Source organism: Collimonas fungivorans, from assembly GCF_028292705.1.
GTDB classification, from domain to species: Bacteria; Pseudomonadota; Gammaproteobacteria; order Burkholderiales; family Burkholderiaceae_D; genus Collimonas; species Collimonas fungivorans_B.
The window spans coordinates 21,191-27,411 of sequence record NZ_JAQGLV010000167.1 but is presented as its reverse complement, the minus strand read 5'-3'; the positions used below and the strand labels follow the sequence as shown (position 1 = coordinate 27,411).

Annotated in this window: 8 protein-coding genes and 1 pseudogene; 1 reads left to right on the top strand and 8 read right to left on the bottom strand. The window is 60.9% G+C overall.

Going from position 1 to position 6,221, the window contains the following annotated elements:
* Window positions 1-1,032, top strand: a pseudogene (locus JWQ61_RS09220) (penicillin-binding protein 1C); the annotation flags it as partial.
* A 25-nt stretch (window positions 1,033-1,057) separates the two neighbouring features.
* Here JWQ61_RS09220 and JWQ61_RS09215 read toward each other — a convergent pair.
* The 8 genes from JWQ61_RS09215 to JWQ61_RS09180 all read right to left on the bottom strand — a co-directional run bounded on the left by JWQ61_RS09215 (window position 1,058) and on the right by JWQ61_RS09180 (window position 6,221).
* Window positions 1,058-1,519, bottom strand: coding sequence for a YccF domain-containing protein (locus JWQ61_RS09215; RefSeq protein ID WP_304360264.1), 462 nt, complete (start codon window positions 1,517-1,519; stop codon window positions 1,058-1,060).
* A 130-nt stretch (window positions 1,520-1,649) separates the two neighbouring features.
* Window positions 1,650-2,264: a hypothetical protein gene (locus tag JWQ61_RS09210; RefSeq protein WP_304360263.1), complete on the bottom strand. Its 615-nt coding sequence runs from the start codon at window positions 2,262-2,264 to the stop codon at window positions 1,650-1,652.
* Window positions 2,265-2,268: 4 nt separating this feature from the next.
* Window positions 2,269-2,520, bottom strand: a complete 252-nt coding sequence (locus JWQ61_RS09205; protein WP_304360262.1) for a helix-turn-helix transcriptional regulator — start codon at window positions 2,518-2,520, stop codon at window positions 2,269-2,271.
* The gene (locus tag JWQ61_RS09200; RefSeq protein WP_304360261.1) at window positions 2,521-3,063 is read right to left on the bottom strand and encodes a DUF2975 domain-containing protein; all 543 of its coding nucleotides are present in this window, start codon (window positions 3,061-3,063) and stop codon (window positions 2,521-2,523) included.
* A 15-nt stretch (window positions 3,064-3,078) separates the two neighbouring features.
* Window positions 3,079-3,300 carry a hypothetical protein gene (locus tag JWQ61_RS09195; RefSeq protein WP_304360260.1) on the bottom strand — a complete coding sequence of 74 codons (222 nt, stop codon included), beginning with the start codon at window positions 3,298-3,300 and terminating at the stop codon, window positions 3,079-3,081.
* 134 nt (window positions 3,301-3,434) lie between these two features.
* Entirely contained in the window at window positions 3,435-4,319 is an 885-nt protein-coding gene (locus tag JWQ61_RS09190) for a DMT family transporter (protein ID WP_304360259.1), read from the bottom strand.
* 142 nt (window positions 4,320-4,461) lie between these two features.
* Window positions 4,462-5,871, bottom strand: coding sequence for a M20/M25/M40 family metallo-hydrolase (locus tag JWQ61_RS09185; protein ID WP_304360258.1), 1,410 nt, complete (start codon window positions 5,869-5,871; stop codon window positions 4,462-4,464).
* Between the two features lie 29 nt (window positions 5,872-5,900).
* Window positions 5,901-6,221: a hypothetical protein gene (locus JWQ61_RS09180; protein ID WP_304360257.1), complete on the bottom strand. Its 321-nt coding sequence runs from the start codon at window positions 6,219-6,221 to the stop codon at window positions 5,901-5,903.

The following is a 6,221-nucleotide window of genomic DNA, read 5'->3' as shown; positions in this document are numbered from 1 at the left end:
ATTCCGGCGGTGCGCACCCTGGTGACGGTGACGCCCACGACTTTCTTCGAACGGCTGCAAGGACTGGGTTTCCAGCTGCGCGAATCCGGTGACTATTACGGCTACAGCCTGGCGCTGGGCAGCGCCGACGTCAGCCTGCTGGCGCTGAGCAATGCCTACCGCGCGCTGGCCAACCAGGGACGCTACAGCGGTGTGCGCACTGCGCTGAGCGATCCTGCGGTAAAAATGCACAAGGTGATGGATCCCGGCGCCGCTTTCATCATCGGTGACATCTTGTCCGACCGCAGCGCCCGCAGCCGCACGTTCGGCCTGGAGAACGCGCTTTCGACGCGCGTCTGGGCGGCAGTCAAGACCGGTACTTCCAAGGACATGCGCGACAACTGGGCGGTCGGTTATTCGGACCGGTATACAGTGGGCGTCTGGGTCGGCAATGCGTCGGGTCTGCCGATGTGGGACGTATCCGGCGTGACCGGCGCCGCGCCGGTCTGGCAGGAAGTGATGCAATACCTGCACACGCGTGACCAGCTGCGGCAGCAGATTCCGCAAAAACCGGCCGGCGTGGTGGAGCAGGATATCCGCTACCAAGACAAGATTGAAGCGCCGCGCCCGGAGTATTTCCTGGCGGGGACAGAGCAAAGCCTGATCACCACCGCCAAGTCAGACGACATCAGCATTGCCATCCGTTATCCGACGCCGGGCATGCTGGTAGCGCTGGACCCGGATATTCCGCCGCAGCGGCAGCGCATACGGTTTGCCGCAGATGGTTTATCCAGCGGTACGTGGCGGCTGGATGGCAAGCTGCTGGCGCTGCCGGTGGCGAAGACCGGTAAGATAAATGGTAAGACAACCAACCGCCAGGCAGCAGCTTCCGATTCGCCGCTTGCTCTCGACTGGATGCCATGGCCCGGCCGGCATGTGCTGGAATTGCTGGACCATAAAATGGCTGTGGTTGACCAGGTCCGTTTCGAAGTGCGCGGCGCGGTTGCGAATACGGCGCCGCAGGGAGCAGCAGGCCGCATCGGCAAAAAATAAGCGTAACGTCGCCGATCCGGGCCGTCTACGCGTTGCCGCGCAACTTGGCGACGCTATCTTCCGCGCCTTGCCGGCGTGCCGCAGCCGCCACTTCTTTCGTCACAATGGTTTTCCCTATAGGCGCCAGCGCAATGCCGGCCAGCTTCAGGTGCTGGACGCCGAACGGAATGCCGATGATGCTGATGAAGCAGGCGATGGCCGACAGTACGTGGCCGATAGCCAGCCAGACGCCGGCAAACACGAACCACAGGATATTGCCTACCAGGCCCAGGCCGCCGGTGCCGATATCGTCCCTATTGTTCAGTTCTTTCCGGCTCACGGCTTCCCTGCCGAAAGGGAAGAAAGTGAACTGCCCGATCACAAAACAGGCTTTGCCCCATGGGATGCCGACTATCGTGAGGAAGGCGACGGCGCCTGCCAGCCACCAACCCAGGCCCATGAACACCCCGCCCAGCACAAACCACAGGAAATTGAGGATGGCGCGCATATCGTTTTCTCTCCATTGTTGCGAAATTAATTAGGGTCAGAGTCGAATAGTTTATTTGGCCCTGACCCCGAATTGCAAAAGAGAAAAATGTAACACCGTAACCGGCCAGCCACAAGAACATCAGCGAACGCTACCACTTGCAGCCGCCATCTTTTTTTGACAATACCGCATCGGCGGCCAGCACCAGTGGCGCCAACAAACCGAAAGGGCGGCCGACGTCGAGGCAGTCGGCACGCGCGCTGCGTTGAATGTCCTGCGCCAGGCGGCTGTCCGGCCGAGCTTCGAGCGGATGCGTTTGCAATTGCGAGACGGCGGTGCCGTTGCGCCTGCTGGCGGGATCTGTGGCTATCTGTCGGGCCGTTTTCAGTGCGGCGTCCAGATCCACGCGAGGTTGTTTGCCCTGCGACTGGGGGATGGCTGCCATGTCGCTGATGCTGTTTTCGCGCGGCGGAGCAGGCAGCGGCGGCGTTATTGTATTTGCGCGTAGAGACGATTTATCAGGGCGCGAGCCATGCTGCACGACTACTGGCTTGGCCGGCGATAGCGCTCGTACCGAGACTGGCAGGGGCGGCGCTGCCGGCAGCAGCAACAGCGTCATCGCTGCCTGCGCAGCCGGAGCGGCATCGATTGTTTTGTGAGGGCGGAACAGTTGCAGCAAACCGACATGCAGCAGCAAGGACAGCAACAAGCCCAGGCTCATTGCACGCCGGTTTACCGCAGCAGGCCAGCGGCTCTCGTTAGCCATGTTTTCAGTGTTGATCAGGAAGGGAGTCGGTTTCCCTTGCAGCAGCCTTGTCGTCCGGCTGGTAACTCAGCAGGTCGCCCGGCTGGCAATCCAGGTAGCGGCAGATCGCTTCCAGGGTTTCCAGGCGCACGCCCTTTACCTTGCCTTGTTTTAGCAGGGACAAGTTTTGCTCGGTGATGCCGATGGCCGCTGCCAGATCCTTGGATTTCGCCTTGCGTTTTGCCAACATGACGTCCAGCGTAATGACGATGCTCATTTATACGAACTGCCGATTTTCTGCGTCGACTTCGCTGGCGCGTTGCAGGATGCGGGCGATCACGGTGATGCAGGCCGCCATGAAGAGGGCGACTATCGCATTGCTGTCAAAGCCGATGTTGAGCAGGCGCTGGCCCGCCGGCCGGGTGATCGTCAGCCAGACGGAAGACAGCGGCCCGCACAGGAAATCCAGCAGCACCCACCACGCGATGCCGTGGCCGACCCGGCCCAGGTGGATGGCGGCCGCCGGCGAGAAATATTCGCCTAGGGCATAGCGCCGGAACAGCGCGCGCAGCTGGAACAAGCCGTATCCCAATGCCAGCAGCGGGATATTGGTGAGGACGATGGCGCCCAGCAGCTGCCATGGCGGCAGGGTGGAAATGTCGATGCCAAGCTTGGTCCCGGCGTTGGAAAAATCCAGTACTTGACTGAGCGTATCGGGAAACAGCCAGCCGCCGATATTGAAAACCAGTATGGCAACCAGCAACAGCATGGTAAGGCTGGCCATGCGCTGGCTGGTTTGCGCAATGCGATCTTGTTTCATGCAGCGTCCTTGGGTTTATTGCTTGTTATTGAGGTGGATGGAAATGCAGAAGGTGTTGCCAAGACGCGCTATGGCCTGGTCGGCCAGGGTGTGCTGGAGGACCATTTCGAGTGAGGCGCTGATGCCCAGATGCGGCAAGATCCTGGCGGCGAGATAGAAACCCAGTATGGCAATGGCCAGCCATGAGCAGAGCGCGGCCAGGACGCGGCGGACCAGGGTGATGATGTTTTGCTGCACGACGCCTCCTGTTCGATAGGATGGTCGTATTTTAATATAAAATTATCGTAAAACAATAATAAATCAGTATTTTTTAATCATTTAATCAAATTTTTACAACGCGCGACAATACCTTTCTGTCATGGCTGCCCGCTTCATGCCAATTTTTTTCGCTTCCCTGGCAGCAAATCGTCCAGCTTGCCGCTCGCAAGCCCGGTCCCAAGCAGGGTGATGGCGCAGCCGGCCAGCATTGCCGGTGTGATTTTTTCATCAAGGAAAACGGTGCCCCAGATCAGCCCGAAGACCGGAATCAGGAAAGTGACGGAGGCGGCATAAGCGGCACCCACCCGTTCGATCAGGCGGAAATATAAGATGTAGGCAAGGCCGGTGCAGATCACGCCGAGGGCAGCGACGCACAGCCAGATTGAAGGCGCGATCGCCTGTTGCGGCCAGGACAGCAGCGCCGGCGGCAGCAGCACGACAGAGGCGGCCAGCTGGCTGCCGAAAGCGACCACCAGCGGCTGGACTCCAGCCAGGCGCCGCTTTGAATAGTTCACCGCAAAACCGTAGCACACGGCAGCCAGCAGCGCGGCGGCGATCGCCAGCGGCACGCCGGCAACGCCGGCGCCCGCGGTATCCCACACCAGCACGGCAACCCCGGCCAGGCCCAGCATCAGGCCGCAGACCTGGCTGCGGTTCATGGCTTGCCCGAACCACAGCGCTGCGATCAGGGCGGCCCAGATCGGCGTGGTTGCGTTCAGGATGGAATCGATGCCGGCGTTCACGTACAGCGTGGAATAGGCAAACAGGCCGAATGGAATCGCAGAATTGCTGATGCCGACCACAAACAAAGGCCATGCCTTGCTGCGGCATTGGCTGCGGGCGGCGGCTGAGCGCAGCACCGGCGCCAGCACCAATGTGGCGATGCCGACGCGCAGCGCGATCAGCGCAAAGGGACCGAATTCTGGCGCGGCAATCCGCAGGAAGAGAAAAGAGGCGCCCCAGATCGCGGCGAGCAGGAGCAATTCGATAAAGTTCATGGCGAGTGTCCGTCAGTTGGCGAGCAGCAGCTGCTGCGTAACTGAAACATAGGACATATCCAGGTCCTGGACACTCTGGTTCTTGCGATCGAATTCGGCGGTCCGGCCCCGGCCAGCGCCGGAGCCGTTGCAACTCCGGGCCTTATTGCGCCAGGCGCTTCACCAGGCGGTAGAGGAATTCCCGGCCGTCGTACAGGCGCTGGATTTCGACGCGCTCGTCGAGGCCGTGCGTGCGGCGGTCCGAAGGTTCGACAAACAGGCCTGACACGCCATACATGGGAATTCCCGCATTACGCATATAGCTGCTGTCGGTGGCGCCGGTGCTCATGGCCGGCACTACCGGCACGCCAGGCCACATATCCTGGGTCAGTGCTTCGACTGTCTTCACCAGGTCGCCGTTCAGCGGCGAAGCCGGGCTGCGCAGCGGTTTGTTGGTGTAGCGCACCGCGATCTTGTCGTTATTGATCACCTGCTTGAGCTGGCGATCAATATCGTCGGGATCGTCTTGCGGCAGGATGCGGCAGTTGACGGTGGCCTTGGCCGATTGCGGGAGTGCGTTTTCGGCATGGCCGGCGTTGACCATGGTGGCTACACAGGTGCTGCGCAGCTGCGCATTGTAGTCAGGGACCGCCGACAGGCGTTCGATTGCAGCGGCATCCGGCTTGCCGCTGCCGACCGCGCGCATGTCTGCGGCCAGCTGGCCGCTGGCGAATGGCGCGCTGCGGGCGAAATAGCCGGTGGTGACCTCGGCCAGGTGCACCGGGAAGCGATAAGCGCTCAGTCTGTTCAGGGCTGCGGCAATGGCATAGATCGGATTGTTGGCAGTCGGGGTCGAGCTGTGGCCGCCGGCATCGCGCGCTTCCAGTTCGTAGGTGGCGTAGATTTTCTCGGCGACCTGGATCCGGTGCAGGTTCGGCTTGCCGTCGCGCAGTTCGCCGCCGCCGCCTTCGTTGATGCCGAACTCTGCCTTGAGCAATTCCGGCTTGTTGGCGATCAGCCATTTGGCGCCGTTGCTCTCCACATCGCCACGCTCTTCATCGGTGGTCAGCGCCAGGATGATGTCGCGGCTGGGCTTGAATCCTTCCTTCTTGAGCTGGCTCAGCACCGAGACAAAAGCCGAGGCCATCGCCTTGTCGTCGATAGAGCCGCGGGCGGTGAAATAGCCGCCGGTTTCCTGCAGCTGGAAAGGATCGGTCTTCCAGTCCTCGCGCTTGGCTTCGACCACGTCGATATGCGCCAGCAACAGCAGCGGCTGCTTGCTGCCGTTGCCCTTGAATCGCAGCACCAGGTTGCCTTTGCGCGGGAACGGTTCGATCACCTGGATATCGGTGGCCGTGAAACCGGCGTCCAGCAAATGTTTTTCCATCGCGTGCGCGGCTTTTGTAGTATCGCCCGCGGAGTGGCTGGTATTGATTTCCACCAGCTCTTTATAGATGTCGTGGTAGCGCTGGGTTTCCGGCGTCAGCGTTTGCGCCGACGCCATGGTGCCCAGCGTGGCAAGGGCAAGAGCCAGTGTGGCTTGTGTCGGCAAGCGGCCAATCTGCATTCTCATGGACTTCCTTTCTTGGCGGAGTGGATGGATCAGGATGGATCGGTATCGTCAGGAATTTCCATGGTCATTATCGCCGAACTCAAGCATTTTCCGTGAGCGTCCAGCGCGAGCGAGCGGGTGACGCCGCCGCCCAGGGCGCGTTGCATGACGAAGTTCAGCGCCCCCAGGCTTGGCAACGCATAGCGCAGCACCTCGCCGTGCACGATGCCCGCGAAATGCGCTTTAACGCGTTCCGGGGTCAGGTATTTTTCCAGCAGCGCGTAATCTTTCTCCTGGTAGGCGATCACCGAGATGTTCGAGATGTCGCCTTTGTCGCCGGCGCGGGAATGGGCAAGTTCGCGTAGTTTCAT